Below are 25,828 nucleotides of genomic sequence, written 5' to 3'. Positions count from 1 at the left end.
CCGACGTTTTCTGTTCCCTCGATCACGCGGCGGCGCGGCCACGCGGCGGCGCGGCCGAGCGTCACGCCGCGGCGCTGCTGATCCGGACGGCACCGGCCCATTCGTGCACCCACTCGGGCAGCGCGAGGTCGGACGGCGCCCCACCCACGGCGTCGAGGAGCTCCGACGGGGACACCGTCCCGCCCGTCTTCCGGAGGAACCGCCCCTGCACGACCGCACGCGCGATGACCTTTCCCCGCCGGACGAACGTCTGCTCGAGGTACACCGACCGCTCGTCCACGCCGAGCACCCGCGTCACCAGCTCGAACCGCTGCCCGAGCGTCAGCGACCGCTTGTACGTGATCGTCTGCGCCGCGACGACCGGGTACCACCCGCGGTCGGTCAACGAGCCCCAGAAGCCCGACCGGAGCATCAGGTCGAGCCGCCCGAGGTCGAGCAACGACAGGTACTTGCCGTTGTTCACGTGCCGCAGCGGGTCGAGGTCGGTGAGGGTCACCCGGAACGGCGTCCGCGCCTCGTCCCAGAGCGACAGTCGTGGTCCGGTCCGGGTCTTCAGGCGCAGGAGCAGCAGGCGGAAGTACAGGTTCACGCATCCGATCAGAGCAGACGACCGCCGACCGGACCCGGACGTTGGAGGAACCGGACGAACCAGGCCCGCCCGTGACGGGTACGACCGGTGCCTCCCTCCAACCGAGCACCGCGGAGTAGACCGGGAGCATGCAGACACGGAAACTCGGAGAACTCGAGGTCGGCGCGATCGGCCTCGGCACCATGGGGATGAGCGCCTTCTACTCGGGCGCCGGCACGGACGACGACGAGTCGATCCGCACCATCCACCGCGCGCTCGACCTGGGCGTCACGCTCATCGACACCGCCGAGATGTACGGCCCGTACATCAACGAGGAGCTCGTCGCCCGCGCGATCGCGGACCGCCGCGACGACGTCGTCCTCGCCACGAAGTTCGGCATCATCACACACACGCCCGGCGAGATCACGCCGAGCACCGAACGCGCGATCAGCTCGGACCCCGACTCGGTGCGCATCGCCCTCGAGGGGTCGCTCCAGCGCCTCGGCACCGACCACATCGACCTCTGGTACCAGCACCGCGTCGACCCGAAGGTGCCGATCGAGGACGTCGTCGGCCAGCTCGCCGGCTTCGTGCAGGAGGGCAAGATCCGCCACATCGGCCTGTCGGAGGCCGGTGCCGAGACGATCCGGAAGGCGCACGCCGTCCACCCGATCACGGCGCTGCAGAGCGAGTACTCCCTGTGGACGCGCGACCCCGAGGACGGCGTGCTCGACACCCTCCGCGAGCTCGGCATCGGCCTGGTGCCGTACTCCCCGCTCGGCCGCGGGTTCCTGACGGGCGCGATCACGAAGCCGTCCGATCTCGACGCCGACGATTTCCGGTTGGCGAACCCTCGCTTCCAAGAGGAAGCGTTCGCGTCGAACATGCGCATCGTCGACGAGGTCCAGGCCGTCGCGACCGAGGCCGGCGCGACTCCCGCGCAGGTCGCCCTCGCGTGGCTGCTGGCCCAGGGCGACGACATCGTCCCCATCCCCGGCACGAAGCGGGTCTCGCGGCTCGAGGAGAACGTCGGCGCAGCCGACCTCACCCTCACCGCCGACCAGGTGGCGCGCCTGTCGGCGCTGCCCGCCCCGACGGGCGACCGCTACCCCGACATGTCGGGCATCGGGCGGTAGACCCGGCCGTCTCCAGGACGGGAGGCTCGGTGCAGGCTGGCACCGGGCCTCCCGTCCGTTTCGGGCCGTGGGCGCGTGATCCACGCGACCCACCGCCGTCACCTCGGCGAAACAGGGGCTGCATAGCGTCCAGAGGACAGGGAATCCACCGACCGCGAGGGGCAGTCATGACGACCACGAAGACCAGGGGCGAGGACGGCGTCGACACCGTTCCGCCGCTCGCACGACTGCTGCCGCTCGGGCTGCAGCACGTCCTCGCGATGTACGCGGGGGCGATCGCCGTCCCGCTCATCGTCGGAGGAGCGCTCGGGTTCTCGAGCGCCGATCTCGCGTTCCTGATCAGCGCCGACCTGTTCGTCGCCGGGCTCGCCACGATCGTGCAGTCCGTCGGCTTCTGGCGGTTCGGCGTCCGGCTGCCGCTCGTGCAGGGCGTGACGTTCGCCGCGGTCGGACCGATGATCGCGATCGGATCGCAGCACGGGATCACCGCCGTCTACGGGGCGACGATCGCGTGCGGCGTGTTCATGGTGGTGGTCGCACCCTGGTTCGCCCAGTTGGTGCGGTTGTTCCCGCCGATCGTGACCGGGACCGTCATCCTCGTCATCGGGCTGTCGCTGATGAGCGTCGCTGCCGGATGGGTCACCGACGGCGGGAAGGACGGCGCAGCGAAGCCGCTCGACGTCGCGTTCGCCGCCGGGGTGCTGCTGGCGATCGTCCTCGTGGAGCGGTTCGCGCCTCGGGGACTCGCACGGGTCTCGGTGCTGTTCGGGCTGTTGGTCGGGACCGTCGCCGCGCTGTTCGTGCCCGGCATGGTGGACGGTTCGAGCATCGGATCCGCGTCGTGGTTCGCGTTCGTCACGCCGTTCCACTTCGGGCTGCCGACGTTCGACCTGGCCTCCATCGTGTCGATGCTCGTCGTCGGACTCGTGATCATGACCGAGACGACCGGGGACATGATCGCCGTCGGAGAGGTCACCGGGCGTCCCGTGTCGAAGCGCACCCTGGCCGACGGACTCCGTGCGGACGGGCTCGGCACGGTCGTCGGCGGGGTGTTCAACACGTTCCCGTACACGGCCTTCGCGCAGAACGTCGGCCTCGTGGCGCTGACCGGGGTCCGCTCGCGCTACGTCGCCACCGCTGCCGGCGGGATCCTCGTCGTGCTCGGGCTGGTGCCGAAGGTGGCCGCGGTGGTCGAGGCGATCCCGCACGCGGTCCTCGGTGGTGCCGGAGTGGCGCTGTTCGGGATGGTCGCGGCGAGCGGCATCAGGACGCTCTCGAAGGTGCGGTTCGACAACCGGAACGTGTTGGTGGTGGCGCTGCCCCTCGGCATCGGGCTGCTGCCCACGATCGCGCCGTCGATCTACGGCGCGTTCCCGACGTGGTTCACGCTGGTCTTCGACTCGGGGATCTCGGCCGGGGCCGTCGCGGCGATCCTGCTCAACCTGCTGCTCGGGTCGCGTTCCGTGGCCGATCGGTACGGCGAGGACCCGGCGGTGGGCTCCTACGACGGGGTCCGCTCGACGGCGCCGATCGCGCTCCCCGGGCGGGAGCCCGTGCGGGAGTAGGCCGCGCTCCGCGAGACGCCGCCGGATCCCCGAGATGCCCGGGGCTTCGGCGGCGTCTCGGCGAACCGCCGGTCAGATGAACGCGGGGAGGTGCTCCCACGCCGCGGGGGCGTCCTCGACACCGTCGCGGACGACCGTCCCCTCGATGAGGCCGTAGGGACGATCGGCAGCGATGAAGACCTCGTTCTCGTTCGTCATGTCGAACGGCGACAGGTCCACGACGAAGTGGTGCTTGTTCGGCATCGCGAAGCGCACCTCGGCGAGTTCCGGACGGAGCTCGATCGCCGCGCGGCCCATCTCGAACAGGGTCTGCTGCAGGGCGAGGGAGTGCACGGTCGCGAACTGCTCGAGCATGACCGCGACGACGGAGGCGTACACCTCGTCGTAGTCGATCCCGGCCGACACCGCTTCCGGCAGGTAGCGCCACCGGGCGGTGACCTCGGTCGCCATGATCCGGTCGGTGACCTCCGGCAGCGTCGTGAACCGCGTCCGCGGGAACCCGTGGAACTCGGAGCCGGTCGACTTCAGGACGACGAGGTCCTTCACCCCGCCGGTGACGTGGCGCTGCCCGTCCGACACCTGCACGGTCGCGAGCCTGGTGCCCGAACCGGTCCGCCGGAACGAGTGGTCGTGCGGCTGCCCGTCGACGGTGATGCGCTCCCACGGGTGCACTTCCGCCTGCCAGAGCCCGCCCGTGACCCAGTCGAACTCGGTGGTGAAGTGCGAGGCGAGCAGTGCGAGGAACTCCTCCGGCGCGCCCACGCCGTACTCCTTGGCGAAGGCGAAGACGGTGTTCTTCTGGGTGTCCGTCGCGACGATCGACGCGTTGTCGCCGGTCGTGAAGGACTCGTCGAAGGCGCCGGTGAGCTGCGACGTCACCGTCAGGTCCGCGAGCTCGTGCCGGTCCCCGTGGCGGGTCACCCGCACCAGACGGTTCTCGGCCTTACCGTACTTGTTCGGTCCCAGGTGGACGGTCATGGGTCAACTCCCTCGGTAGGTGCTGTAGGCGAAGGGGCTCAGCAGCAGTGGCACGTGCATGTGGTCGGTGCCCGCGACGGTGAACGCCACGGTCACGGACGGGTGGAACGTCGGGACGCCGGCGTCGGCGAACCAGGCGCCGGTCGCGAAGCGGAGTTCATGGTCGCCGCGAGCGAGCACGTCCGGCCCGAGGGCAGCGCGACCGTCGGCGTCCGTCGTCCCGGTCGCGACGACGTCCCCGGACGGTCCGCGGAGCGTCAGCCCGACGCCGACTGCAGGGGTGCCGGTCGTCGCGTTGAGGACGTGCGTGGTCAGGTGCGCGACGCCGAACGTCGCGCGGATGCGGTGCACGGCGATGTCGGCCAGCGCCCGGGCGGCTTCGTCCGTCTCCCGAGACGGCTCGTTTGACAGGCGTCGGGTCAGCTCCGCGAGCAGCTCCGAGGGGGTCCGCCCGGCCGCACGCACGAGGAACACGCGGCCGAACCGTTCCTCGTAGGCCGCGTTGCCCGAGGCGATCTGCGCGGTGACGTCCTCGTCGGCGGTGCGCATCGAGGACTGCTCCCGCGCCGAGGACGCGTCCGTCGCCCGCTCCCCGATGCGCGGGTGGTGCGCGAGTGCCGCGTCGAGCTCGGGCCCGCCCCAGTCCGCAGCGTCGGCGCGCGCACGCTCGATCAGTGCGGCGACGGAGCCGAACGGCCGGGCTGCGACGAGGGCATCCACCCATGCCGGGACGTCGGCCCACCCGCGGACGGTCGAGGCTGCGTCGAGGGCGGTCGCGTCGTTGAAATCGCCGAGGTCCATGCGGCAACGCTATGGAACGCGTGTTTCACGGGGATTTCCGTCCGGTGTCCCCTTGGTCGGCCGGCCACCGCCCTGAAACGCGGCCGGGAGGCTCGTGGCGGCCTGGCACCGTGCCTCCCGGCATGCACGTTCTCACCCACAACACGTGGTTGGGAAAGCGGAATCGCGCGTTGGAGGTCGGAAGATCCGACCTCCAACGCGCGATTCGACCTCCTACGCGGGGAGTGGCGCCCCTCAGACCTCGGCGGCGAAGCCCGCCGCGCGGAGCTGGAGGTCCTCGATCCGCTGGAGCCGAGCCGCCTCGACGTCGTAGCCCTCGTAGGCGGGCGGCGGCAGCTTCCGGACGTTGCGGGAGCACTGGAAGTCCTCGCAGACCAGGGTGCCGACGGTGTTGCCGTTCCGACCGGCCTTGCCCGACCGCTTCGCGCTGTAGAACACGACGTCGTTCGGGAGTTTCACGTCCTGGCACCACGTGCACTGCGCCCGGGAGTTCGGCGAGGCGTCGGCCTGCCGGAACAGGATGCCGACGAGCTCGCCGTCGAGGGTCGGCACGACGACGTACGCACGCCGACCGATCTTCGGGTCGCGCCAGCCGAGGTAGTCGAGGTCGTCCCAGACGATGTCCTCGAAGTCGGTGGGCAGGGTGATGTCGCTCGTCTCCTTGCGGGAGGCGTTGACGAAGGACGCGCGGATGGTCTTCTCGCTGATGGGGAGCATGGTGAACCGTTTCGGTCGAGCCGCTCGGGGCGCGTGGATGCGCCGCGCCGAGCGGGTGTTCTGGAGGAGGGTCGACGCCGTGTGCACGACGACGGGGGCCGTGTCCGACGGACACGACCGGGGGCGTCAGGCCCTGATGCCGGCGCTGTGGGCGCCGACGACCTCCTCGGAACGGATGCTCATCCGACCAGTCTAGGAGCCGCTGTCAAGAGCACGAGCGAGCCGTCGTACGAGGGCTGGACGCGCAGGGCGCCGTGGCGGGCGTCCCACGCGCCGGTCTCGAGCGCGGTCCGGAGTGCGGCGACGCTGCGGGCCGCGCTCATCTCGTCGACGAAGGACCACGCCGAGTTCGCCTTGCGGGCACCCGGGTCGAGGAGCCGCTCCGGTCGGCCGTAGTAGGCCTCGGAGAACCCGTCGACGCACGTGAAGGGGATCGGGATGCGGGTGGTCTCGACGTCGCCGCCGAGGGCGCTGGCGATGCGGTCGAGCGCGGGGTACCGACGGGCCTCCGTCGCCATCACGTCGGGGGCGTACTCGGCGAGCCAGTAGTCCTCGACGCGGGTCGGGTCGCACGTGAGCACCACGACCGGGCCCCTCGTCACCCGGCGCACCTCGGCGAGACCGCGCTCCAGGTCGGTCCACTGGTGCACGGAGAACGTCGTCATCGCGGCGTCGAAGGTGTCGTCCGCGAACGGCAGGTCCTCGGCCGTGGCGTCGATCGCCGTCGCGAGCTCGGCAGGGCGCTGCGCCCGCATGGACTCCGACGGCTCCACGGGCGTGACGTCGCGGTCCTTGGGCTCGTACGAACCGGCTCCCGCGCCGACGTTGAGGACGGTGCGGGCATCGCCGAGGGCCTTCGCGATGGCCCTGGCGAACGTGGGTTCCGGTCGGCGGTACCTGCCGTACCCGGCGCCGATCGTGCCGTAGTCGGCGTCCCCCGCCGAGCCGTCCGCAGTCCTGGTCACGTGCTCAGCCTACGGCGGGGCGCGACGCGGGTGTCGATAGGGTCGACGCATGATCGACGGGGGCTACAGCATCGTGTTCATTCCGTACGTGCTCTTCTTGCTCGCACTCGCCGTGCTCACCGTGGCGCTCATCGTGCTCGTGTTCGCTGCGATCCGGGTGCTGCGACTGTCGGCGCAGGAGCGTGTGCTGCGCATCGAGCGCCTGAAGTACCCGGCGCTGTTCGACGACGATGACGACGACGACGACGCACCGGCGTCGCCTGGTCCTTCCGCGTAGCGGGTAGCGGGCAGCGGGCAGCGACGAGCGCCCGCGTCAGTCGATCGATTCGGACTCGGACTCCCGCAGGGCGGCGTACTGCTCCGCCCGCTCCGTCGCGGCCCAGGTGCCGAGGAGCGCCAGCGAACGCTCGGACGGCGAACCGGGCTCCGCGCTGTACGTGAACATCGTCAGGCCGGGGTCGGCGACGAGTTCGAGTGCCTCGTAGTCGAGCTCGAGGGCACCGACGACGGGGTGGTCGATCCGCTTCTTCCCGGTCCGGTGCATGCGGACGTCGTGCTCGGCCCACCACGTCCGGAACTCCTCGCTGCGGGTGGAGAGCTCCCCGACGAGCGTCACGAGGCCCGGCTCGCACGGGTTCGCCACCGCTGCCGCACGGAGGATCGCGACCGAGTCACGTGCCGTCCGCGCCCAGTCCATGAAGAACGTCCGGGCTGCCGGGTCGAGGAAGGTGAAGCGCGCGGAGTTCACCGGGCGACCGGGGCCCGCGAACATCGGCGCGTACAGGGCCCGGCCGAGCTCGTTCGCCGCCAGGACGTCCCCGCGCTCGTTCCGCACCCACGCCGGCGCACCGGTGATCGCGTCGAGGAGTCGCTGCACGCCCGGGCGGATCCGGGTCGGCATCGTCTTGTGCATGGTCTTCACGCCGGAGTTGGCGAGCCGGGCGAGGTCCCACAGGTGCGTCCGCTCGTCCTCGTCGAGCTGCAACGCCCGCGCGAGTCCGTCGAGCACGCTGTCCGAGACGCCCTTGAGCGAGCCCCGTTCGAGCCGCGTGTAGTAGTCCACGCTGACCCCGGCCAGCATCGCGACCTCGTGCCGCCGCAGCCCGGGCACGCGACGCACACCACCACCGAACGAGGGCATGCCCGCCTGGTCCGGAGTGATCCGCGCCCGTCGTGAGGACAGGAAGTCGCGGATCTCGCTGCGCACGTCGATACCCATGGCGAGAAGGGTACGTGCTGCACCCGGGAGCGAGGCAGGTACCAGCGGAACCCGTCTCGGACCCCCGCTGCGCGCCAGCATGGGCGACATGACCGACACCACATGGTTCATCACCGGCTGCTCCACCGGCCTCGGGCGGGCCTTCGCCGAGGCGGTCCTCGCCGCCGGCGGGTCCGTCGTCGTCACCGCACGCGACGCCGCACGCGTGCAGGACATCGCCGACACCGCACCCGACCGCGCCCTCGCCCTGTCGCTCGACGTCACCGACCCGGCCGCCGTGACCGCCGCGGTCGCCGCTGCCGAGCAGCGATTCGGCCGGGTCGACGTGCTCGTGAACAACGCCGGGTACGGGTACCGTGCCGCCGTCGAGGAGGGCGAGACGGAGGCCGTCCAGCGCCTGTTCGACACACACGTCTTCGGGTCGACCCGACTCGTCCAGGCCGTACTGCCCGGCATGCGGGCGCGCGGGACCGGCACGATCGTGAACATCTCGTCGATCGGCGCGCGGATCTCCCCCGCGGGCTCCGGCTTCTACTCGGCGGTCAAGGCAGCGACCGAGGCCCTGTCCGCGTCGCTCCGGAAAGAGGTCCAGCCGCTCGGCATCGACGTGATGGTCGTGGAGCCGGGAGCGTTCCGGACGGACTTCGCCGGGCGGTCCCTGACCCAGTCCGCCACGCCGATCGAGGCCTACGCGGACACCGCCGGCAAGCGCCGCATCGAGCACGACACGGTGCACGGGACGCAGCCGGGCGATCCGGCGAAGGCAGCGCAGGCGCTGATCACCGCGGTCGAGGCGGACGAGACCCCGTACATGCTGCTGCTCGGCAACGACGCGTCCGACGGTTTCCGCGCGGCGCTCGATGCGCTGCGCGCCGAGGTGGACGCGTGGGAGTCGGTGAGCCGGGGCACCGACTTCTGACTTGTGGACCGTCGGACTGGAGGCTCGGTGTCGGCTGGCACCGAGCCTCCTGTCCGTCAGCTGGTCGCGTCCTGTCTGCTGGTCGGCTGCTGCGCTCCGGCCGGCTGCTGCGCTCCGGTCTGCTGCTGCTCGATCGTCACCCGGGCGACGCGGTGACCGTCCATGGCGGTCACCGCGAGGCGGTGCTCCCCCACCTCGACGATGTCGCCCACCTGCGGGACGCGGTCCAGGTGGACCTGGACCAGGCCGCCGACCGTCTCGTAGTCGCCGTCGGGCAGGACCGGGCCACCGTCGGCGACGAGGTCCTCCAGCACCGTCGATCCCTCCACACCGTCGCTGACCGAGACCGGTTCGTCGTACTCGTCGCGGATGCGACCGACGAGGTCCTCGAGCAGCGCTTCGAGCGTGACCATGCCGGCGCTGCCGCCGTACTCGTCGACGACCAGCGCGATCTGCTGGCCGCCGGTGCGGAGTTCGGCGATCGTGCTCGACAGGGACTTGGTCTCGGGGAACGCGACGAGCGGGCGCGCGATCGTGTGCACCGGGGCGCTCGCGTCCGCTGGTCGGAGGAGGTCGCGGAGGTGCACGAACCCGGCCACGTCGTCACGCGAGCCCGCGGTGACGAGGTACCGGGTGTGGCCGAGGTCGAGCGCGAGGTCGGTGGCCTCGGCGATGCTCTGCCCGGCGTCGAGCGTCGCGACGTCGTACCACGGGCGCATCGACTCCCGGAGGATCCGGCCCTGGGCGTCGAGCGCACTGCGGGCGATGCGGCGGCCCTGCTCGTCGATGGCGTCGTGCTCGGAGACCAGGCCGCGGAGCTCCTCGGTGCTCATCGACTCACTCCGGGCGTTCGGGTCACCGCCGAGCAGCCGCACCACGGCGTCGGTGCTCTTCGACAGGACCCAGATCGCCGGGCGCATCAGCGTCGCGAAGCGGTCGAGCGTCGGCGCGACGAGCATCGAGAAGCCCTCCGCGCGCTGCAGTGCCAGACGTTTCGGGACGAGTTCGCCGAAGACGAGCGACAGGTAGGCGATCACGAGGGTCATCGCGACGAGGGCGACCGTCTCGGCGGTGCCCTGCGCGAGACCGAGGCCCTGGAACAGCGGAGCGACGTCGGGGGCGATCGAGGACGCGCCGTACGCGGCGGAGAAGAACCCCGCGACGGTCACGCCGATCTGCACCGCGGAGAGGAAGCGGTTCGGGTCACGGCCGAGTGCTGCGACCCGGGCGCCCCGGCTGCCGCGGTGCTCCAGCTGCTGGAGCTGCGACTCACGGAGTGAGACGAGCGCGATCTCTGCGGCGGCGAACACCCCGCCGACGAGGACGAAGAGCACGACCAGCCCGAAGGCGATCCAGGTGTCGGCGCCCATCAGCGGGGCCCGGGACTGTGGGAGTCATCCATGCCTGTGATCTTGCACAGGTCTGCTGGGATTCCCGCCACAGCGGGCTGCGAATGTGGACGGATCCCTAGAGCGAGCGCCCTGTGTGGGACTCGATCCAGGCGCGGGGGTCCACCGGCAGCGTGCCGTCCATCAGGACCTCGAGGTGCAGGTGCGCACCGGTCGAGACGCCGGACGAGCCGACCAAGCCGACGAACTGTCCGGCGGTGACCTCGTCCCCCACCTTGAGCGGTGACGACCCCGGGATCATGTGGCCGTAGAGCGTGGAGACCTCGCGGCCGTCGACCACGTGGTCGATGATGACCGCGTTGCCGTACGAGAAGTACGTGCCCGAGACCCGGACGGTCCCCGCTGCGACCGCGCCGATCGGTGCGCCCATGCCGGGGTTGAAGTCGAGGCCCTGGTGGAGCGACGAGCACGCGCCGCACGGGGCAGATCGGTACCCGAAGCCCGAGCTCATCCGGACCGGCTTCGGGAACGGGGAACGGACGTCGCCGCCGAAGGTGACCTCGGCGCCGGCGGTCGCACCACCGCTGCCGCCGACGGTGAAGCCGTCGCGGTTCGTGGTCGCGGTGGCGACGGCCTGGGTGACGGCGAAGTCCTGGGTGCGGACCGTGGGTGCGAGCGTGGTGGTCGCGGTCGACGTCGTCGGGCTCGCATGTGCGGGCATCGCGGACGCGGCGAACATCACGAAGGCCGCGAGGGCGCTCGTCACGGTGAGGCGGCTGGTGCGCTGCTTCGTGGTGAGCGGCGGCTTCCCGGCGGTGAGCGCTGGCTTCGTCGCGGCGACGCTGCGGCGGGGGACGCGGGTGAAGCGGGAGGTCGGCTTCGCGGTCTGCGCAGTCTTTGCGGGCTTCGCGGGCCTGGCAGGCTTTGCCTTGGCGGCGGCGCGCTCGGCCTCGAGGGCAGCGCGACGAGATGTGTGCACCACCGGGGTGCCGGGGTGCTGGTCTGCGTCGCGGAGAGTCGTCATGGCCGCAGACCATTCTGCACGAACCTGTCCGGTTGTACAGCCCCCTTCGGCGTCACGTGTCGTGCTGTGTCGTCTTCTGGTGGGCGCTGTACCGCCGCTCCAGCCACGTCGAGACCCACCCGGCCGGCACCAGGATGAAGAGCCAGAACGGACCGGGAGCCGGCAGGATCGTGGCGCCCACGAGCGCGACGATCAGCGCGATGAACGTCACGGTGCCGTCGATCGGGTGCAGCATCTGCCGACCGCCGGGCCGGATGAGCTCGGGGTCGCGCCAGACGGCCCACTGCATCACGGACATGCTCAGGCTCGACAGGGCGATGGTGCCGATGTAGAACGCGTTCACCCCGGCGTCCTCGGCCTCGTGGGCGATGAGGTTCGACGAGAACGGCAGGAAGGCGATGCTCGCGAGCCAGACGAAGTTCACCCGCAGCACCAGGGTCGAGTACGACTGTGTCGCCTCGAACAGTCGGTGGTGCGACAGCCACAGGCGCGAGATGACGACGAAGCTCACGACGAAGGCGATGACCGTGCCGACGTTGTCCGACAGCAGGTCGCCGAGTGACTTCTCGTCGATCTCGCCCGCGACGTCGACCAGCGGCAGGAGCAGCAGCGTGATCGCGATGGCGACGGTCGCGTCGGAGAAGTTGACGAGCCGGTCGAGGCCCCGTTCCGTCCGCAGCATCCGCGCCATGGCGCCAGCCTAGGGCTCCAGGACTCGCTCGTAGCAGACCGAGAGTTCGGAGTCGGCGTAGTGGCCGTAGCGCGGGATCGGGGTGTACCCCTCGCGCTCGTAGAACCGCATCGCGTCGGGCTGCATCGTCCCGGTCTCGAGGACGACCCGTTCGGCGCCGAGTCCTGCCGCGTGCCGTTCGAGTTCCCGGAGCACGGCGGCGGCGACACCGGACCCCCGGGCCGCCGGGGCGACGTACATCCGCTTGACCTCGACCGCGGTGCCGTCGAAGAGCTCTGGTCCGAGGGGGCGCAGGCCGCCGCAGGCGATCGGGGTGCCCGTCGCGGTGCCGGTCGTTCTGCCCGTCGGGGTGTCCGTCGGGGTGTCCTCTGATCTCGCGACGAGGAACACCGGGACGTCGACCGCACTCGGGACGGTCCCTGGCTCGTGGTCGTCCGATCCGTACCGCGCGTCGAGTTCGACGCGCTGCGCGGCGCGCAGGGCGGCTGCGTCCTCGTCGTCGAAGGGAACGAGATCGATGGTCCACATGGCGTCTCCTGGCGGTGTCGTTTCCGTATCGATTGTTACGGTAACAGATGTTACGGTTATCGCATGCCGCGAACCCGGGACGTCGATGCGCAGCGCAGGGACCTGTCCGAAGCGGTCTGGCAGGTCCTCGCCGACCGCGGAGCGCCCGGTCTGACCCTCCGCGCGGTCGCCGAGCGCGCCGGGTGCACGACTGGCCTCGTGCTGCACACCTTCCGGGACAAACGCGCGTTGCTCCTGCACGCCAGGGACCTGCTCCACGAGCGGACACGAACCCGGATGGACGCCAGCGAACGCTCCGCCTCCGGGCCGGCCGAGGCTCTGCGCGCGATCGTGCTCGACGCCCTGCCCGTCGACGAGCAGCGGCTCGCGAACTCACGCGTCTGGATCGGTTTCCTCGCCGCAGCGCTCGCCGACCAGACGCTCGCCGAACGGCACGCGGCGCACAATGCCGCATTCCGGGAACGGCTCACCGGGCTCCTCCACCGGGCAGCGCCGTCGGCGTCGGACACGGCAGCGAGGGTGGGAGCACTCGCCGGTGCGGTCGAGGGGATCTCGGCGCTCGCCGCGGCCGATCCGGCGTCGTGGCCCGTCGCGGCACAGGTGTCAGCGGTCGAGGTCGTCCTGCGGGCGGCGATGTCCGACGAGCCGAGCAGCGTCGGGGCCGGCCTGGGAGACGACTGATCCGAGCGGCGTGTCCGTCGGCACGTCAGTAGGGTCCGAGGAGAGCGAGCGGAAGGACCCCTCATGGCCCGATCGTCGCGAGAGCGGCACGAACCAGTCGATCTCCGGACGACGGACGTCGTGCTGGCTGGTACCCAGGAGCTCCTCCCGGTGCTCAGGGTCGCCGCGGTCCGTGCCGGGGTGGACGCCCGGCGGATGCGGGTGATCGGGGTCGACGACCTGCCGGAGCCGGACGGCACGGGAGATGCCGAACTGGCCGTCATCGCGATCCGTCGTCCTGGCGACGACCCGGCCTTCCACCGTGCGCAGGAGGCGGCCGAGCGCATCGACCCGCTGCTCGCGCCCAACGCGGTCCGCATCGTCGTCACGGTGTCCGGGCTCACGCGTCTGGCGCCGAAGCTCGAACGGACCCTGACCGCCGAGGTGCTCCACCAGATCGGTTCGGCATCGGCGCCGAACGCCTTCAAGGCTCCGTTCCGGAACCTCCGCATGCGCCTGGGGCTCGCCGCGTTGCAGACGGCCGGCGTCCGGGTGTTCCGCATCACGATCGGGCAGTGAGCGGCCCACACGCGGTCAGCCGGTCGGCCCGCCCCGGAGTTCGAGAGCGATCTGCTCCGCGTCGAGGTTCCGCAGCACCGACTCGAGCACCTCGGCATCGAACACGCCGTCGTCGCGGGCGTCGAGCAATGCGGACCGCTGCGCATCGAGCACCTGCAGCCGTCGGACCTTCTCGCGTCCGAACCACGCGCGGAGCTCGGCGGGGTCCGTCGCCTCGAGTTCTTCGCGCGTCCGCGGTGTGAGTTCCTTCGTGTCGTCGGCCCGCACCGATTCCGCCGCAGTCCGCATCACCGTCGTCAGACGGCCGCGTTCCTCGGCATCCCCGCTCGAGGCATCCGTCGTCGGCGGACTGATCTTCCGCAGCAGCGGGCCGATCGTGCCGCCCTGGACCAGCAGCGAGAGCCCGGCCACGGCGAACGCGACGAACACCAGCAGGGACCGCTGCGGGGTGTCCTGCGGCAGGGTCTGCGCCGCGGCGACGGTGACCGCACCGCGCATGCCGGCCCACACGACCGCCGTGCCCTCGCGCCACCCCATCGGTGCCTTCGTGAAGTACTGGATGTCCGCGAGCATCCGGCGGACCCGGGTGCCGAAGCGCTCGAGGTCGCGTTCGGACGGTGCGCGGTTGCCGAACCGGTGGTCGGTCAGCGCCTGCGTCGTGGACTGCGTGTCCGCGTTCTGGAACCCCTGCAAGCGTTCCTGCATCCGGGCGCCGCGTCTGGCGCTCTTGGACAGCCCGAACAGCAGCGGGACGACGTACGCCGTGCGGACGAGGACGGTGAGCACGAGTGCCCCGACCGCGATGAGCAGCGCCGGACCGATGCCGGCGTGGTCGGACTGCACGTCGGAGACGATCGACGCGAGCTCGAGGCCCATCACCAGGAACACCGCCCCTTCGAGCACGAACTCGACGGTGCCCCAGTTCTGCGCGTCCGAGAGCCGGTGGTTCGGTGGGAGCACCCGTGGCGCCCGGATGCCGGTGACCAACCCGGCGACCACGGCGGCGACCAGTCCGGACGCACCGACGTGCTCGGCCGGGATCGACGCGACGAACGGCACGGCGAACGACAGGGCGGTGTTGACGGTCGGGTTCGTGATGCGCGATCGGACCCGCAGGTTCAGCCAGCCGACGACGAGCCCGATCGCGACGGCCACGGCGACCGCGAACGCGAAGTCCCCGACGGCACCCCAGAACGAGAACGAGGCGGCACCGGCGACGATCGCGGTCCGGAGCAGCACGAGCGCCGTGGCGTCGTTGAGCAGTGATTCGCCGTCGAGGATCGCGATGACACGACGGGACACCGAGGTCTGTTTGACGATCGAGGTCGCCACGGCGTCCGTCGGGCTGACGATCGCGCCGAGGGCGATGCCCCACGCGAGCCCCAGCCCCGGGATCACCCACGCGAAGAAGAGTCCTAGCATGAGCGAGCTCGCGACGACGAGGACGACCGACAGGCCGCTGATCGCGCCGAACTCACGTCGGAAGTTCATCGTCGGCATGGACACCGCCGACGAGTACAGCAGTGGCGGCAGGACCCCGGCGAGGATCCACTCCGGGTCGATCTCGGCGTTCGGGATCCACGGCACCAGGCTCGCGACGATGCCCACCGCGACGAGGACGAGCGGCGCGGCGATGCCGATGCGCGGGCCGAGCACGGCTGCGGCCGCGATGACCAGCAGGGCGATCACGCCCACGACGAGGAGTTCTGTCACTCCCCCAGCGTGGCACCGTTCGGCGGATCAGTCGCCGTCGTGACCCGGCTCGTGGACGGAGGCGGCGTTCACCGCATGGTGTGGAGGAGCCACGACGTCCACGACCGCGACGCTCCCGGCGATGAGCGTGAGTGCGAGCGCTCCCGCTGCGCACGCCGTGCCGATGCGGCGGAGGCGGGACGCGGATCCACGGTTCCGCGGCGCGAACACCGCGAGACCGCGAGCGGGGACGGGGCCGACGAGCCACGGGCCGCTGCCGTCGGCGTCGTAGGAGAACGGGCCGGATCCGTCCGGTGCGTAGCGGAACGGGCCGCTGCCGTCCGAGGCGAACGCGGAGCGCAGGTCCTCGGCGGTCCACCCGAAGTCCTCGGGGGTGCGACGTGCAGTGGACATGGTGTGCTCCTCTCGACCCTTCCAGTGCACGGCCATCCCCTATGTGAACACAGTGACGCGCCTGGGTGTCGTCTGCACGATTAAGGTCCACAGCTGGATGCCCACGGCAGTCTCTCCACAGCCCATGTATCTTGATGTCGAGATATCGCTCACGACGAGTAGCGTGGAACCACCGACGCGCGAACAAGGGAGTACCCGCCAGCATGGCCAAGATCATCTACACGCTCACGGACGAGGCACCGTTCCTCGCCACCCACTCCTTCCTCCCCGTCATCCAGGCGTTCGCCGGCACCGCCGGTGTGGACGTCGAGACGCGGGACATCTCGCTCTCCGGCCGCATCATCGCCCTGTTCCCGGAGCGGCTCACCGACGAGCAGCGCCTCGACGACGCGCTCGCGGAGCTCGGCGACCTGGCGAAGACGCCGGAAGCCAACATCATCAAGCTGCCGAACATCTCGGCGTCGATCCCGCAGCTCAAGACGGCGATCAAGGAGCTCCAGTCCCAGGGCTACGACCTGCCCGACTACCCGGACGAGCCGTCGACGGACGCCGAGCGCGACGCCCGTGCACGATACGACAAGGTGAAGGGCAGCGCCGTCAACCCGGTCCTGCGCGAGGGCAACTCCGACCGCCGTGCACCGCTGTCGGTCAAGAACTACGCCAGGAAGCACCCGCACCGCATGGGTGCGTGGAGCCCCGAGTCGAAGACGAACGTCGTGACCATGGGCGTCGACGACTTCCGCTCGAACGAGAAGACGTGGGTCGCCCCCGCCGACGACACGCTCACGATCACGTTCGTCGGTGCCGACGGGCAGGAGCAGGTCCTCAAGCAGTCGATCCCCGTCCTCGCGGGAGAGGTCATCGACGGCACCGTCCTGCACGTCGGTCCGCTCGAGCAGTTCCTGCGCGCGCAGATCAAGCGCGCCCAGGACGAAGGCATCCTGTTCTCGGTGCACCTCAAGGCCACGATGATGAAGGTCTCCGACCCGATCATCTTCGGGCACGTCATCCGTGCCTTCTTCCCCGACGTGTTCGACCGCTACGGCGCCGACCTCGCCGCGGCCGGTCTCACCCCGAACGACGGACTGAACTCGATCCTCACCGGGCTCGACGCACTGCCGAACGGTGCGGAGATCAAGCAGGCGTTCACGGACGGCATCGCCGCGGGCCCCGAGCTCGCCATGGTCGACTCGGACAAGGGCATCACGAACCTGCACGTCCCGAGCGACGTCATCGTCGACGCCTCGATGCCCGCGATGATCCGCACCTCGGGCCACATGTGGGGCCCGGACGGCGACGAGCACGACACGCTCGCCGTGATCCCGGACTCCAGCTACGCCGGCATCTACCAGACCGTGATCGAGGACTGCCGGGCCAACGGCGCCTTCGACCCCGCCACCATGGGTTCGGTGCCGAACGTCGGCCTGATGGCGCAGAAGGCCGAGGAGTACGGCTCCCACGACAAGACCTTCGAGGTCCCCGCCGACGGCACCGTCCGCGTGACGAACGCCGCCGGTGACGTCGTGATCGAGCACCAGGTCGCGCAGGGTGACATCTGGCGTGCGTGCCAGACGAAGGACGTCGCCATCCGCGACTGGGTGAAGCTCGCCGTCACCAGGTCCCGCGCCAGCGCGACGCCGGCCGTGTTCTGGCTCGACGAGACCCGCTCGCACGACGCCGCACTCATCGAGCTCGTCCACCGGTACCTCGGCGAGCACGACACCGACGGCCTGCAGATCGAGGTCCTCTCGCCGGAAGACGCGATGCGCTTCTCGCTGGAGCGCATCCGCCGCGGCGAGGACACGATCTCGGTCACGGGCAACGTCCTCCGCGACTACCTCACCGACCTGTTCCCGATCATGGAGCTCGGCACCTCGGCGAAGATGCTCTCGGTCGTGCCGCTCCTCGGCGGCGGCGGCCTGTTCGAGACCGGTGCCGGTGGTTCCGCGCCGAAGCACGTCCAGCAACTCGTGCAGCAGAACTACCTGCGTTGGGACAGCCTCGGCGAGTTCCTGGCGCTGGCGGTCAGCCTCGAGCACCTCGCCGGCGTGACGGGCAACCAGCGCGCGAAGATCCTCGGTGAGACCCTCGACCGCGCCACCGGGACGTTCCTCGAGCAGGACAAGTCCCCCGGGCGCAAGCTCGGCACGATCGACAACCGCGGCAGTCACTTCTTCCTGGCGAAGTACTGGGCGGAAGAGCTCGCGGCGCAGACCGAGGACACCGAACTCGCTGCGGCGTTCGCCGAGATCGCGCAGCAGCTCGACGGGCAGGAGCAGCAGATCGTCGAGGAGCTGATCGCCGTGCAGGGCTCCCCCGCCGACATCGGCGGCTACTACCGCCCGGACGACGCCAAGGCGAGCGCGGTCATGCGCCCGTCCGCGACGTTGAACGCGGTCCTGGCAGCCCTGTAACGCAGGCAGTCCACTGACGGGAGGCACGGTGCCAGCTGGCACCGTGCCTCCCGTCCGTTCGCGTGCCCCTCGTGGGCCCCGTCCGAGATGCCGTAATTCCGGCATCTCGAGCGCGCGGAGGGGTGTGTCGTGGAACCGCCGCGGAAGTGAGCGGCAAGTCGTGGAACCGTGACAGGACGGGACGGGGCAGGACGTGCCAGCCGGACCGACGTCAGCGGGACGGCACCGGCGGGCCGATCGTCAGCAGCACCACGAACACCAGGACGACGAGCACCACGCCCACCACGACGGCGACTGCCGGGCGACGCACCACGAAGAAGAGCAGGCGGTCCCAGAACCCGGGCCGCGTTCCCGCTCGAGCGGAGCGGCGCCAGGGGCCATCGAGCATGCCCCGGCGAGCGACACCGATCTCGAACGGCAGCGTCGTGTACGGCACCACCGCGCTCGCCCAGCCGAGCGCCAGCGTGCCGAACGACCACCGCTGGTTCACCGCGACCACCGTCGTGACGACGAGGTAGGCGAGGAACACGAAGCCGTGCACGCTACCGCCGATGCGCACGGGGAGGTCTCCCAGCCCGAAGCCGTACTTCAGCAGCATGCCCACGAGGAGCATCGTCCAGGTCACGAGTTCGGCGACCGCGAGGGCACGGAACAGGGATCGAGGCGTCATGCCTCCATCGTCGCGGACCACGGATGGGAGACCTCCGCGCGCGTTCCTTCCCCTCACACGCGCAATAGGAAGTCGAATCGCGCGTAGGAGGTCAGAAATTCGGGCCTCCTACGCGCGATTCGACCTCCTACGCGCGATTCGGCCCACCCACCACCACCCACCGCCCCCACCCGCCCCACCCCACCCACCCCCAGCACGGCAACACGCCGCCTCTCGTATCGATTCGACCCGAGCCTCCGGTAGCGTCGGTGGCATGTCGATGACGACGAACACGACGACGGATGCAGCACGCACGCTCCGCGTCGGGGTGGTCGGTCTCGGGTTCGCCGGGACCACGCACCTCGATGCCTACACGGCACTCCCGGGGGTCGAGGTGGTGGCGCTCGCGGGACAGGAGACGGCTCGACTGGCCGAACTCGCCGAGACCCGGCACGTGCCGAACACGTACGAGGACTGGCAGGACCTCGTCGCCAGGGACGACCTCGACGTCGTGTCGATCGGCGTCCCGAACGCCCTGCACCACCCCATCGCGGTCGCCGCGCTCGAATCCGGCAAGCACGTCTTCTGCGAGAAGCCCCTCGCGACGACCGGTGCCCAGGCGCAGGAGATGGTCGACGCCGCCGTCCGGAACGACCGCGTGCTCGAGGTCGCGTACAACCACCGCCGCCGCGCCGACGTGCAGTTCCTCGCGAACCACCTCGCCGAGGGCGATCCGATTGGCCACGTCTACCACGCCCGCGCGAGCTGGCTCCGTCGCGCCGGCATCCCCGGGATCCGGAGCTGGTTCGCGAACAAGGAGACCGCTGGCGGCGGTCCCCTCATCGACCTCGGGTCGCACGTGCTCGACATCGCACTGCACCTGATGGGCGAACCCCGCGTGGTCACGGCGAGCGCCGTCACGTACAACGAACTCGGCAGCGCCGGCCGTGGCGGCAGCGAGCGGACCCCGGTGTCCGCGGCGACGGACCGTCCGTTCGACGTCGAGGACTTCGCGAGCGCCCTCCTCCGGTTCGACAACGGGTCGAGCCTGGTGCTGCAGGCGAGCTGGGCGAGCTACTCGAAGGACGTCGAGGACATCGAGGTCGAGCTCCTCGGGTCGACGGGTGGTGCACGACTGTTCGTGCGCGACTACGCGACGGAGGGCACCGTGACGCTCTACTCCGACGAGCAGGGCATCCCGACGGTCACCCGGCCGGGCGTGCAGGTCCCCGGCGGGCACCACCAGCGCGTGATCGAGGAGTTCATCGCCACGATCCGCAGCGGCCTCCACGACGGGCACCACGGTGAGTTCGCGCTGCACCGCAGCAGGGTCGTCGACGCGATCTACGCGTCGGCACAGGCAGGACACGAGATGGAGATCGAGCAGTGAAGAACATCGTCGTCTGGAACGAGAACGTGCACGAGACCCGCGGCGACGCGACGGTCGTCGCGCACTACCCGAACGGCATCCACACCGTCGTCGCGGCCGCGTTGCAGGAGCACCTGCCGGAGGCCACGGTCGGCACGGCGACGCTGCAGGAGCCGGAGCACGGTCTCACGCAGGAGCGCCTCGACGCCACGGACGTGCTGTTCTGGTGGGGCCACGCGGCCCACGAGGAGGTCAGCGACGAGGTCGTGCAGCGGGTCGTGGACGCCGTGCACGCCGGGATGGGCCTCGTGGTGATGCACTCCGGGCACTACTCGAAGCCGTTCAAGCGGCTGATGGGCACGACGTGCTCCCTGAAGTGGCGGAACGACGGCGAGCGCGAGCTCGTCTGGACGACGGCGCCCGACCACCCCATCGCGAAGGGCGTCCCGCACCCGATCGTCATCGACCGCCAGGAGATGTACGGCGAGTACTTCGACATCCCCCGCCCCGACGAAGAGGTCTTCCTGTCGACGTTCACCGGCGGGGAGGTGTTCCGCTCCGGCGTCGCCTACCGTCGTGGCCGGGGCAGGGTCTTCTACTTCTCGCCCGGTGACCAGGAGTACCCCGTCTACCACCACCCGGACATCCAGCGGGTGCTCGCGAACGCCGCGGAGTGGGCCGCTCCCACGACGCCGCGCCTCGTGCTGACGGCCGACGAGCACCCGCGCGACTGGTTCCTCGCCGAGGGTGCGGTAGACAGGACGCGTGACTGACACCCAGGCGGACCGACGGAACGCGCTCGTCGAGGCCCTCGGGGTGCTCGGCAGCGGTCCCGAGGAGCGGTTCGACCGCATCACCCGGATGACGCAGGCGGCGTTCGGGGTGCCGTTGAGCTTCCTCAACCTCGTGCACGGCGACCTCGTCACGGCGCAGTCCGCGCAGGGCTGGCAGCAGGGCGGGAGCGCCGCCGCGAGTGACGTGTTCTGCTCGACGACCGTGCTGCAGGACGGGCCGATGGTGGTGCCGGACACCGCACTCGACCCGCGGTTCAGCGGGCTCCCGGCTGTGACGGGCGAGCCGGGCATCCGCTTCTACGCCGGTGCGCCGCTGTCCATGCTCGACGGCACCCGTGTCGGCACGCTCTGCATCATGGACGCGAAGCCCCGCGAGCTCTCCCCCGCCGACGTCGAGATGCTCCGCGACCTCGCGCGGTGGGCGGAGCGGGAGCTGGGCCACGCGATCGACCGGGACCGGGTGCGGCGGGTGCTCGACGCGCTCGTCCCCGATCCGATCGACGTCCCCGGCCACGACTTCGCCGCCGTCGCCTCGTCACGCGAGGGGTCCGGCGACGTCGCGGACTGGCGCGTCGCGGCCGACGGGACCATCCGACTGACGATCGGCTCGGTCTCGGCCGCCGGCAGCGCGGCCGGCCTGCTCGCGTCGACGCTCCGCGCCGCCGTCGTGGCACGCACCGACGTGCAGCTGGGAGCGGACGGCCCGGCACTGGAGGCCCAGATCGGCGCCGACCTGGAGGCCGCCGGTGCCGTCGGGTCGCTCTTCCACGCACGGATCGACCCGACGACCGGTCACGTCTCGTTCGTGGACGCCGGCCACGGCCTGGCGCTGCACGTCCGCGCCGACGACACCCACACGGTGCTCAGGACGACCGACCTGCCGATCGGGCTGCAGCCGGAGGGCACGGCGCGGACCCACGTCGAGGTCGACCTCGTACCGGGTGACCGCCTCGTGCTGTTCACCGCGGGGCTCCTGTCGCTCGATGGGCTCGACGACATCGGTGCCGTCGCGGCCCTGGCGGCAGCGGAGCCCGAGGCCACGGCGTTCGTCGACCGGATCCGGGCACTGCGCGAGGCCGCACCCGACGCCGACGTCAGCGTCGCGGTGCTGACCCGCCGTGCAGGGTCGGACGCGTCAGCGTGACGACGAGCAGCGTCGCGAGCAGGCCGAACCCGCACAGCTCGATCCCGAGTCCGGCGAGCTGCCAGTAGGCGCTGCCGACGTGCTGCGGCTGCGTGATGGCATCCGGCCACCACGAGTCGATGAGCGGGAAGGACCCCGGGAACGGGTCGAGCCCGAAGACGGCCAGACCGCCGAGCAGCATCACGACGCCGAGGGCGGCCATCGCGCCACGGCTGCCGCGGAGCATCCGAACGACGAGCGCGGCGGCGATCCCGACGAGCCCGACGACCGCGACGAGGAACGCCGTGACGAAGACCCCCTGGGCCGGCAGCGCGAACCAGTCGAGGACCGCGATGGGCAGGAGCAGCCATCGACCCGCTCGGGCCCAGCGCGTCGGGTTCCGCCATCCGTCCATGCCGGGAACCGTAGGACACGTCACCTGACGGTTGCCGGGGATCTGCCCGACACCGCCCGGGAGCCGCCGATACGATCGGCTCCGGAGGCACCCAGATGGCGGAGGACGGACAGTCGCGGCAGCAGCGCGCGGTGGCGACACGGGCGGCGATCCTCGAGGCCGCGGCCCACGAGTTCGACGAGCACGGGTACGTCGGCGCCTCGATGGACGCCGTCGCCGAACGAGCCGGGCTGACCAAGGGGGCGCTCTACTTCCACTTCGGGTCGAAGCGCGACCTGGCAGGGGCGGTCATCACGGAGCAGCACGAGGTGTCCCGGCGGTACGGCGAAGCGGCGTCCGCCCGGTCGACGTCCCCGCTCGAGTCGCTGATGTGGATGTCGCAGGGACTCGCGACGCAGATGGTGTCCGAGGTCGTCGTGAGCGCCGGCATCCGGCTGTCCACCGAGGCCGCGACCGCCGAGGTGGCACGGCAGAACCCGTACACCGACTGGATGGCGGTCGTCGCCGAGCTGATGCGGCAGGGGATCGCCGCGGGCGAGGTCGACGAGGTCTGGGACCCGGAGATGCTCGGGCGCGTGGTCATCCCCGCGTACACCGGCGTGCAGACGGTCTCCGACGTGTTGGCCGACCGCGTGGACCTGTTCGAACGGCTCCGCGACCTCTGGACGGTCCTGCTCGCCGCGATCGTCACGGAGCGGATGCGCCCGGAGATCCCACGGCTGGTGGCCCTCATCGCGCGGACCGAGGCGCCCTGACGCCGGTCCGACACGACCACGGGTCGTGAGTCCCCCCAGCGACACCCACGTCTCCGACCCTATGAAGATACCAAGCGGTAGGTTCGTCCCGAGAGCCCCCGTTCGCGGGGAGGAGCCGCCCGGGCTAGCCTGACCCGATGCCCACCCCAGCAGCCGAGGTCGACGTCGACACCGAGCTCGTCCGCGCGCTGCTCGCCGACCAGCACCCCGATCTCGCGGACCTGCCGCTCGCAGTCGTCGCGAACGGCTGGGACAACGTGGTCGTCCGGCTCGGGGAGCTGCTCGCCGTCCGACTCCCCCGTCGTGCCGCCGCCGCCCGGCTCATCGAGCACGAGCAACGCTGGCTCCCCGAGATCGCCCACCGGGTCGCCGCCATCGTGCCCGTCCCCGATCCGGTGCGGACCGGCCGCCCGGCGCTGGGGTACCCGTGGTCGTGGAGCGTCGTGCGCTGGCTCCCCGGCGTCCCGGCGGGCGAACGCGCGGGCGGGACAGCGGTTGCCGAGGCGCTCGCCGCGTTCGTCCGGCTGCTGCACGTGCCCGCGCCGACGGACGCGCCGGTCAACCCGGTGCGCGCCGTCCCCCTGCGCACCCGCTCGGAGGCCGTCCTGGACCGGCTCGCCACCGCGGACGTGCCACGTGCCGTGGAGCTGGCCGCGCTCTGGCGGATCGCAGCCGCCCTGCCCGCGTACGCCGGGCCTCCCGTCTGGGTGCACGGCGACCTGCACCCATTCAACCTGCTCGTCGAACCCGCGCCGGACGGCACCGGCGACCGCCTGTCGGCGGTCGTCGACTTCGGCGACGTGACGGCGGGCGACCCGGCAGTGGACCTCGCGACCGCCTGGCTGACGCTCGACCGGGAGGCACGGCGCACCTTCCGCGCGCTGGTCCCTGCCGACGACGCCACCTGGACCAGGGCACGTGGCTGGGCCGTGTCCATCGCCTCGGCGATGCACCTCAGCGACGACAGCGCGTTCCGGATCGTCGCCGAGCGTGGGATCGACGCCGCTCTCGACGGCTGACCAGAACGGGGTTATCGTCTCCCCACACCATCCGTGCACGTGAAGATCGGAGGGGCCTGATGACCCTCGAGTTCCGCGTCCAGCACGACGTCGACACCGACGCCTCTCCCTCCCTCCCCACGCCCACCCGCTCCGGGTTCCGCGGCCTCCTCGACCGGCTCGCCGAGCGTCGTGCCGCTGCCAGGGTCCGTCGAGCCGAAGCGCAGCTCCGCGACCTCGCCGACGTGGAGCGGCTGCTGTCCGGTGCGCGCGGTGTCGTCGAACGCGGCTGGATCCAGCACGCGTGGTTCTCCTACGTCGACGAGAAGGGCCGTACCCGCAAGGCGTCGAGTGCCGCGGCGATGGACGTCGCCGGACGCCCGCTCGTCGGTGCGTGCCTCGTCGGTGCCGTGGTCTACGCGGCCGGTGGTCCGCACGCGGTGCACTCCCAGCCGGTCCAGCGCGCCCTCGACGTCGTCTGGCACGCACTCGCGGTCGAAGAGGGCTCGCCGGTCCTCTGGTGCCCCGCCCCGGACGTCCGGATGGGCCGCGTGCGCGACCTGACCAGCTGGAACGACGCACCATCGCGGAACTCCGCGGAGGTGGCCGGGCTGCTGCTCACCGCCGAGCGCGTCGCCGTGGCCGAGTCGGAGCGCATCCGCGAGCGCGCGGTGGCACGATCGAGGGCATGAGCGACACCACCGAGGAGCCGCCGGCGGTGCGACCTGCACCGCCGACCGGCTCCATCGCCGCGACCGGGAACTCCCTGCTCACCGACGAGGGGACGTCCCCGGTCACCGACCAGGCACTCGTGAAGCAGACGCTGCACCGCTACCTGCAGAAGCACCGGGCAGCGCTGCTCGCGAAGCTCGACGGACTCGCGGAACGGCAGGCCAGGTGGCCGGTGACCCCGACGGGCACGAACGTCCTCGGGCTCGTGAAGCACGTGGCCGCCGTGCAGTCCGAGTACTTCGGGCGGGTGTTCGACCGACCGCTCCCCGATCCGCCGGCATGGCTCGACTCCGACGACGACCGGGACATGTACGCGACGCTCGACGAGACGATGGCGGACATCGTGGCGTTCCACCACGCCAGCGCCGCCCACGCCGACGCCACGATCGAGGCGCTCGACCTCGACGCGCGCGGGGTCGTGCCGTGGTGGGCTCCGGAGCACCGCGACGTCACGCTGCACCGTGTCCTGGTGCACATGGCGTACGAGACCGCTCGGCACGCCGGACACGCGGACATCGTGCGCGAGATGCTCGACGGCCTCGCGGGCGACGGTGACGGCAACCTCGCGGACAAGACCCCCGAGGAGTGGATCGAGTGGCGGGAGCGGCTCGTCGCGATCGCCGAGCAGGCCGGCCTCCGCGAAGCCGGTCTGTAGCGCGGCCTCGTCCTCGATCGTTACCGTTCTCCCAGAAAACCGGACTGCACTCCGCGCTGATCTGGGGTTTCGGGATTGAATAATCCGCAGGAACGCTGGACATCGGACATTTGCGGTTG

At 71.0% G+C, this 25,828-nt stretch carries 28 protein-coding genes and 1 pseudogene; 14 read left to right on the top strand and 15 right to left on the bottom strand.

From position 1 onward, the window contains the following. Positions 1 to 61: 61 nt before the first annotated feature. Positions 62 to 589 (bottom strand): acyl-CoA thioesterase, encoded by a 528-nt coding sequence (locus ACO0E1_RS08195; RefSeq protein WP_422873727.1) that lies wholly within the window; start codon positions 587 to 589, stop codon positions 62 to 64. Positions 590 to 717: 128 nt separating this feature from the next. On the opposite strand from ACO0E1_RS08195, the gene ACO0E1_RS08190 reads away from it, so the two are divergent. Together ACO0E1_RS08190 and ACO0E1_RS08185 are read left to right on the top strand one after the other, a co-directional pair. Continuing rightward, positions 718 to 1,704 (top strand): aldo/keto reductase, encoded by a 987-nt coding sequence (locus ACO0E1_RS08190; protein WP_422873726.1) that lies wholly within the window; start codon positions 718 to 720, stop codon positions 1,702 to 1,704. A 167-nt stretch (positions 1,705 to 1,871) separates the two neighbouring features. Further along, a complete protein-coding gene (locus ACO0E1_RS08185; RefSeq protein ID WP_422873725.1) occupies positions 1,872 to 3,269 on the top strand; it encodes a nucleobase:cation symporter-2 family protein in 1,398 nt (465 codons plus the stop codon). Positions 3,270 to 3,341: 72 nt separating this feature from the next. Here the strand turns inward: ACO0E1_RS08185 and pucL are convergent, their stop codons facing one another. The 5 genes and pseudogenes from pucL to ACO0E1_RS08160 form a co-directional block, all read right to left on the bottom strand. Then, positions 3,342 to 4,247, bottom strand: coding sequence for a factor-independent urate hydroxylase (gene pucL, locus ACO0E1_RS08180; RefSeq protein WP_422873724.1), 906 nt, complete (start codon positions 4,245 to 4,247; stop codon positions 3,342 to 3,344). Between the two features lie 3 nt (positions 4,248 to 4,250). Further along, a complete protein-coding gene (uraH, locus tag ACO0E1_RS08175; protein WP_422873789.1) occupies positions 4,251 to 4,589 on the bottom strand; it encodes a hydroxyisourate hydrolase in 339 nt (112 codons plus the stop codon). After that, positions 4,587 to 5,048 (bottom strand): annotated as a pseudogene (gene uraD, locus ACO0E1_RS08170) (2-oxo-4-hydroxy-4-carboxy-5-ureidoimidazoline decarboxylase); the annotation flags it as partial. The pseudogene uraD and the gene uraH, both read right to left, overlap by 3 nt. A 234-nt stretch (positions 5,049 to 5,282) precedes the next feature. Continuing rightward, positions 5,283 to 5,765, bottom strand: a complete 483-nt coding sequence (locus tag ACO0E1_RS08165; protein WP_402727407.1) for an FBP domain-containing protein — start codon at positions 5,763 to 5,765, stop codon at positions 5,283 to 5,285. A gap of 179 nt (positions 5,766 to 5,944) precedes the next feature. Beyond that, positions 5,945 to 6,730: a class I SAM-dependent methyltransferase gene (locus ACO0E1_RS08160; protein ID WP_422873723.1), complete on the bottom strand. Its 786-nt coding sequence runs from the start codon at positions 6,728 to 6,730 to the stop codon at positions 5,945 to 5,947. A 49-nt stretch (positions 6,731 to 6,779) separates the two neighbouring features. On the opposite strand from ACO0E1_RS08160, the gene ACO0E1_RS08155 reads away from it, so the two are divergent. Next, on the top strand, positions 6,780 to 7,007 hold the full coding sequence (locus ACO0E1_RS08155; RefSeq protein ID WP_422873722.1) for a hypothetical protein: 228 nt from the start codon (positions 6,780 to 6,782) through the stop codon (positions 7,005 to 7,007). A gap of 36 nt (positions 7,008 to 7,043) precedes the next feature. Here ACO0E1_RS08155 and ACO0E1_RS08150 read toward each other — a convergent pair whose 3' ends face one another. Further along, positions 7,044 to 7,949, bottom strand: a complete 906-nt coding sequence (locus tag ACO0E1_RS08150; protein WP_413600568.1) for a helix-turn-helix transcriptional regulator — start codon at positions 7,947 to 7,949, stop codon at positions 7,044 to 7,046. Positions 7,950 to 8,037: 88 nt separating this feature from the next. Between ACO0E1_RS08150 and ACO0E1_RS08145 the strand changes: the two genes are divergently transcribed. Next, on the top strand, positions 8,038 to 8,868 hold the full coding sequence (locus ACO0E1_RS08145) for an oxidoreductase (protein ID WP_422873721.1): 831 nt from the start codon (positions 8,038 to 8,040) through the stop codon (positions 8,866 to 8,868). Between the two features lie 56 nt (positions 8,869 to 8,924). On the opposite strand, the gene ACO0E1_RS08140 is transcribed toward ACO0E1_RS08145, so the two are convergent. The 4 genes from ACO0E1_RS08140 to ACO0E1_RS08125 all read right to left on the bottom strand — a co-directional run bounded on the left by ACO0E1_RS08140 (position 8,925) and on the right by ACO0E1_RS08125 (position 12,460). Further along, on the bottom strand, positions 8,925 to 10,238 hold the full coding sequence (locus ACO0E1_RS08140) for a hemolysin family protein (RefSeq protein WP_422873720.1): 1,314 nt from the start codon (positions 10,236 to 10,238) through the stop codon (positions 8,925 to 8,927). Positions 10,239 to 10,335: 97 nt separating this feature from the next. Continuing rightward, a complete protein-coding gene (locus ACO0E1_RS08135; protein ID WP_422873719.1) occupies positions 10,336 to 11,241 on the bottom strand; it encodes a M23 family metallopeptidase in 906 nt (301 codons plus the stop codon). Positions 11,242 to 11,293: 52 nt separating this feature from the next. Next, positions 11,294 to 11,932 (bottom strand): TMEM175 family protein, encoded by a 639-nt coding sequence (locus tag ACO0E1_RS08130; RefSeq protein ID WP_422873718.1) that lies wholly within the window; start codon positions 11,930 to 11,932, stop codon positions 11,294 to 11,296. Between the two features lie 9 nt (positions 11,933 to 11,941). Further along, entirely contained in the window at positions 11,942 to 12,460 is a 519-nt protein-coding gene (locus ACO0E1_RS08125) for a GNAT family N-acetyltransferase (RefSeq protein WP_422873717.1), read from the bottom strand. Between the two features lie 63 nt (positions 12,461 to 12,523). Here ACO0E1_RS08125 and ACO0E1_RS08120 point away from each other — a divergent pair, with 63 nt between their 5' ends. Together ACO0E1_RS08120 and ACO0E1_RS08115 are read left to right on the top strand one after the other, a co-directional pair. Then, entirely contained in the window at positions 12,524 to 13,141 is a 618-nt protein-coding gene (locus ACO0E1_RS08120; RefSeq protein WP_422873716.1) for a TetR/AcrR family transcriptional regulator, read from the top strand. Between the two features lie 63 nt (positions 13,142 to 13,204). Continuing rightward, positions 13,205 to 13,699, top strand: a complete 495-nt coding sequence (locus ACO0E1_RS08115; protein WP_422873715.1) for a hypothetical protein — start codon at positions 13,205 to 13,207, stop codon at positions 13,697 to 13,699. 15 nt (positions 13,700 to 13,714) lie between these two features. Here the strand turns inward: ACO0E1_RS08115 and ACO0E1_RS08110 are convergent, their stop codons facing one another. Further along, positions 13,715 to 15,412, bottom strand: coding sequence for a cation:proton antiporter (locus ACO0E1_RS08110; protein WP_422873714.1), 1,698 nt, complete (start codon positions 15,410 to 15,412; stop codon positions 13,715 to 13,717). Between the two features lie 27 nt (positions 15,413 to 15,439). Beyond that, complete coding sequence (locus ACO0E1_RS08105) at positions 15,440 to 15,805, bottom strand: hypothetical protein (RefSeq protein WP_422873713.1); 366 nt, start codon at positions 15,803 to 15,805, stop codon at positions 15,440 to 15,442. Positions 15,806 to 16,008: 203 nt separating this feature from the next. Here ACO0E1_RS08105 and ACO0E1_RS08100 point away from each other — a divergent pair, with 203 nt between their 5' ends. Further along, positions 16,009 to 18,219, top strand: a complete 2,211-nt coding sequence (locus ACO0E1_RS08100; RefSeq protein ID WP_422873712.1) for an NADP-dependent isocitrate dehydrogenase — start codon at positions 16,009 to 16,011, stop codon at positions 18,217 to 18,219. Positions 18,220 to 18,430: 211 nt separating this feature from the next. Here ACO0E1_RS08100 and ACO0E1_RS08095 read toward each other — a convergent pair whose 3' ends face one another. Next, complete coding sequence (locus ACO0E1_RS08095; protein ID WP_422873711.1) at positions 18,431 to 18,889, bottom strand: DUF3817 domain-containing protein; 459 nt, start codon at positions 18,887 to 18,889, stop codon at positions 18,431 to 18,433. A gap of 253 nt (positions 18,890 to 19,142) precedes the next feature. Between ACO0E1_RS08095 and ACO0E1_RS08090 the strand changes: the two genes are divergently transcribed. From ACO0E1_RS08090 to ACO0E1_RS08080, 3 genes are read left to right on the top strand one after another with little or no spacing between them, the layout of a single operon-like run. Further along, a complete protein-coding gene (locus ACO0E1_RS08090) occupies positions 19,143 to 20,258 on the top strand; it encodes a Gfo/Idh/MocA family protein (RefSeq protein WP_422873710.1) in 1,116 nt (371 codons plus the stop codon). Next, the gene (locus ACO0E1_RS08085; RefSeq protein ID WP_422873709.1) at positions 20,255 to 21,010 is read left to right on the top strand and encodes a ThuA domain-containing protein; all 756 of its coding nucleotides are present in this window, start codon (positions 20,255 to 20,257) and stop codon (positions 21,008 to 21,010) included. Before ACO0E1_RS08090 ends, ACO0E1_RS08085 begins: the two co-directional genes overlap by 4 nt. Continuing rightward, positions 21,003 to 22,175 (top strand): PP2C family protein-serine/threonine phosphatase, encoded by a 1,173-nt coding sequence (locus ACO0E1_RS08080; protein ID WP_422873708.1) that lies wholly within the window; start codon positions 21,003 to 21,005, stop codon positions 22,173 to 22,175. The genes ACO0E1_RS08085 and ACO0E1_RS08080 overlap by 8 nt, the downstream gene beginning before the upstream one ends. On the opposite strand, the gene ACO0E1_RS08075 is transcribed toward ACO0E1_RS08080, so the two are convergent. After that, the gene (locus ACO0E1_RS08075; RefSeq protein WP_422873707.1) at positions 22,126 to 22,569 is read right to left on the bottom strand and encodes a hypothetical protein; all 444 of its coding nucleotides are present in this window, start codon (positions 22,567 to 22,569) and stop codon (positions 22,126 to 22,128) included. The two genes, ACO0E1_RS08080 and ACO0E1_RS08075, sit on opposite strands and share 50 nt — an antisense overlap. A gap of 95 nt (positions 22,570 to 22,664) precedes the next feature. Here ACO0E1_RS08075 and ACO0E1_RS08070 point away from each other — a divergent pair, with 95 nt between their 5' ends. The 4 genes from ACO0E1_RS08070 to ACO0E1_RS08055 all read left to right on the top strand — a co-directional run bounded on the left by ACO0E1_RS08070 (position 22,665) and on the right by ACO0E1_RS08055 (position 25,709). After that, positions 22,665 to 23,324 carry a ScbR family autoregulator-binding transcription factor gene (locus ACO0E1_RS08070; RefSeq protein WP_422873706.1) on the top strand — a complete coding sequence of 220 codons (660 nt, stop codon included), beginning with the start codon at positions 22,665 to 22,667 and terminating at the stop codon, positions 23,322 to 23,324. Positions 23,325 to 23,461: 137 nt separating this feature from the next. After that, a complete protein-coding gene (locus ACO0E1_RS08065) occupies positions 23,462 to 24,343 on the top strand; it encodes an aminoglycoside phosphotransferase family protein (protein ID WP_422873705.1) in 882 nt (293 codons plus the stop codon). Positions 24,344 to 24,402: 59 nt separating this feature from the next. Continuing rightward, the gene (locus tag ACO0E1_RS08060) at positions 24,403 to 25,014 is read left to right on the top strand and encodes a DUF6197 family protein (protein WP_422873704.1); all 612 of its coding nucleotides are present in this window, start codon (positions 24,403 to 24,405) and stop codon (positions 25,012 to 25,014) included. Then, positions 25,011 to 25,709: a DinB family protein gene (locus ACO0E1_RS08055; RefSeq protein WP_422873703.1), complete on the top strand. Its 699-nt coding sequence runs from the start codon at positions 25,011 to 25,013 to the stop codon at positions 25,707 to 25,709. The genes ACO0E1_RS08060 and ACO0E1_RS08055 overlap by 4 nt, the downstream gene beginning before the upstream one ends. Positions 25,710 to 25,828 lie beyond the last annotated feature (119 nt).

Origin of the sequence: Curtobacterium guangdongense, assembly GCF_049341845.1 — a bacterium.
Classification (GTDB): Bacteria; Actinomycetota; Actinomycetes; order Actinomycetales; family Microbacteriaceae; genus Curtobacterium; species Curtobacterium guangdongense.
The sequence above is the reverse complement of the archived record's forward strand: the minus strand, read 5'-3'. Positions and strand labels throughout refer to the sequence as shown.

Coding starts and splice junctions, on each gene's coding strand:
- ACO0E1_RS08155 (WP_422873722.1), top strand. CDS start 6,780: ATGATCGACGGGGGCTACAGCATCGTGTTCATTCCGTACGTGCTCTTC.
- ACO0E1_RS08145 (WP_422873721.1), top strand. CDS start 8,038: ATGACCGACACCACATGGTTCATCACCGGCTGCTCCACCGGCCTCGGG.
- ACO0E1_RS08125 (WP_422873717.1), bottom strand. CDS start 12,460: ATGTGGACCATCGATCTCGTTCCCTTCGACGACGAGGACGCAGCCGCC.
- ACO0E1_RS08130 (WP_422873718.1), bottom strand. CDS start 11,932: ATGGCGCGGATGCTGCGGACGGAACGGGGCCTCGACCGGCTCGTCAAC.
- ACO0E1_RS08140 (WP_422873720.1), bottom strand. CDS start 10,238: ATGGGCGCCGACACCTGGATCGCCTTCGGGCTGGTCGTGCTCTTCGTC.
- pucL (WP_422873724.1), bottom strand. CDS start 4,247: ATGACCGTCCACCTGGGACCGAACAAGTACGGTAAGGCCGAGAACCGT.
- ACO0E1_RS08095 (WP_422873711.1), bottom strand. CDS start 18,889: ATGACGCCTCGATCCCTGTTCCGTGCCCTCGCGGTCGCCGAACTCGTG.
- ACO0E1_RS08190 (WP_422873726.1), top strand. CDS start 718: ATGCAGACACGGAAACTCGGAGAACTCGAGGTCGGCGCGATCGGCCTC.
- ACO0E1_RS08065 (WP_422873705.1), top strand. CDS start 23,462: ATGCCCACCCCAGCAGCCGAGGTCGACGTCGACACCGAGCTCGTCCGC.
- ACO0E1_RS08150 (WP_413600568.1), bottom strand. CDS start 7,949: ATGGGTATCGACGTGCGCAGCGAGATCCGCGACTTCCTGTCCTCACGA.
- ACO0E1_RS08105 (WP_422873713.1), bottom strand. CDS start 15,805: ATGTCCACTGCACGTCGCACCCCCGAGGACTTCGGGTGGACCGCCGAG.
- ACO0E1_RS08120 (WP_422873716.1), top strand. CDS start 12,524: ATGCCGCGAACCCGGGACGTCGATGCGCAGCGCAGGGACCTGTCCGAA.
- ACO0E1_RS08070 (WP_422873706.1), top strand. CDS start 22,665: ATGGCGGAGGACGGACAGTCGCGGCAGCAGCGCGCGGTGGCGACACGG.
- ACO0E1_RS08185 (WP_422873725.1), top strand. CDS start 1,872: ATGACGACCACGAAGACCAGGGGCGAGGACGGCGTCGACACCGTTCCG.
- ACO0E1_RS08060 (WP_422873704.1), top strand. CDS start 24,403: ATGACCCTCGAGTTCCGCGTCCAGCACGACGTCGACACCGACGCCTCT.
- ACO0E1_RS08165 (WP_402727407.1), bottom strand. CDS start 5,765: ATGCTCCCCATCAGCGAGAAGACCATCCGCGCGTCCTTCGTCAACGCC.
- ACO0E1_RS08075 (WP_422873707.1), bottom strand. CDS start 22,569: ATGGACGGATGGCGGAACCCGACGCGCTGGGCCCGAGCGGGTCGATGG.
- ACO0E1_RS08135 (WP_422873719.1), bottom strand. CDS start 11,241: ATGACGACTCTCCGCGACGCAGACCAGCACCCCGGCACCCCGGTGGTG.
- ACO0E1_RS08100 (WP_422873712.1), top strand. CDS start 16,009: ATGGCCAAGATCATCTACACGCTCACGGACGAGGCACCGTTCCTCGCC.
- ACO0E1_RS08090 (WP_422873710.1), top strand. CDS start 19,143: ATGTCGATGACGACGAACACGACGACGGATGCAGCACGCACGCTCCGC.
- ACO0E1_RS08055 (WP_422873703.1), top strand. CDS start 25,011: ATGAGCGACACCACCGAGGAGCCGCCGGCGGTGCGACCTGCACCGCCG.
- ACO0E1_RS08115 (WP_422873715.1), top strand. CDS start 13,205: ATGGCCCGATCGTCGCGAGAGCGGCACGAACCAGTCGATCTCCGGACG.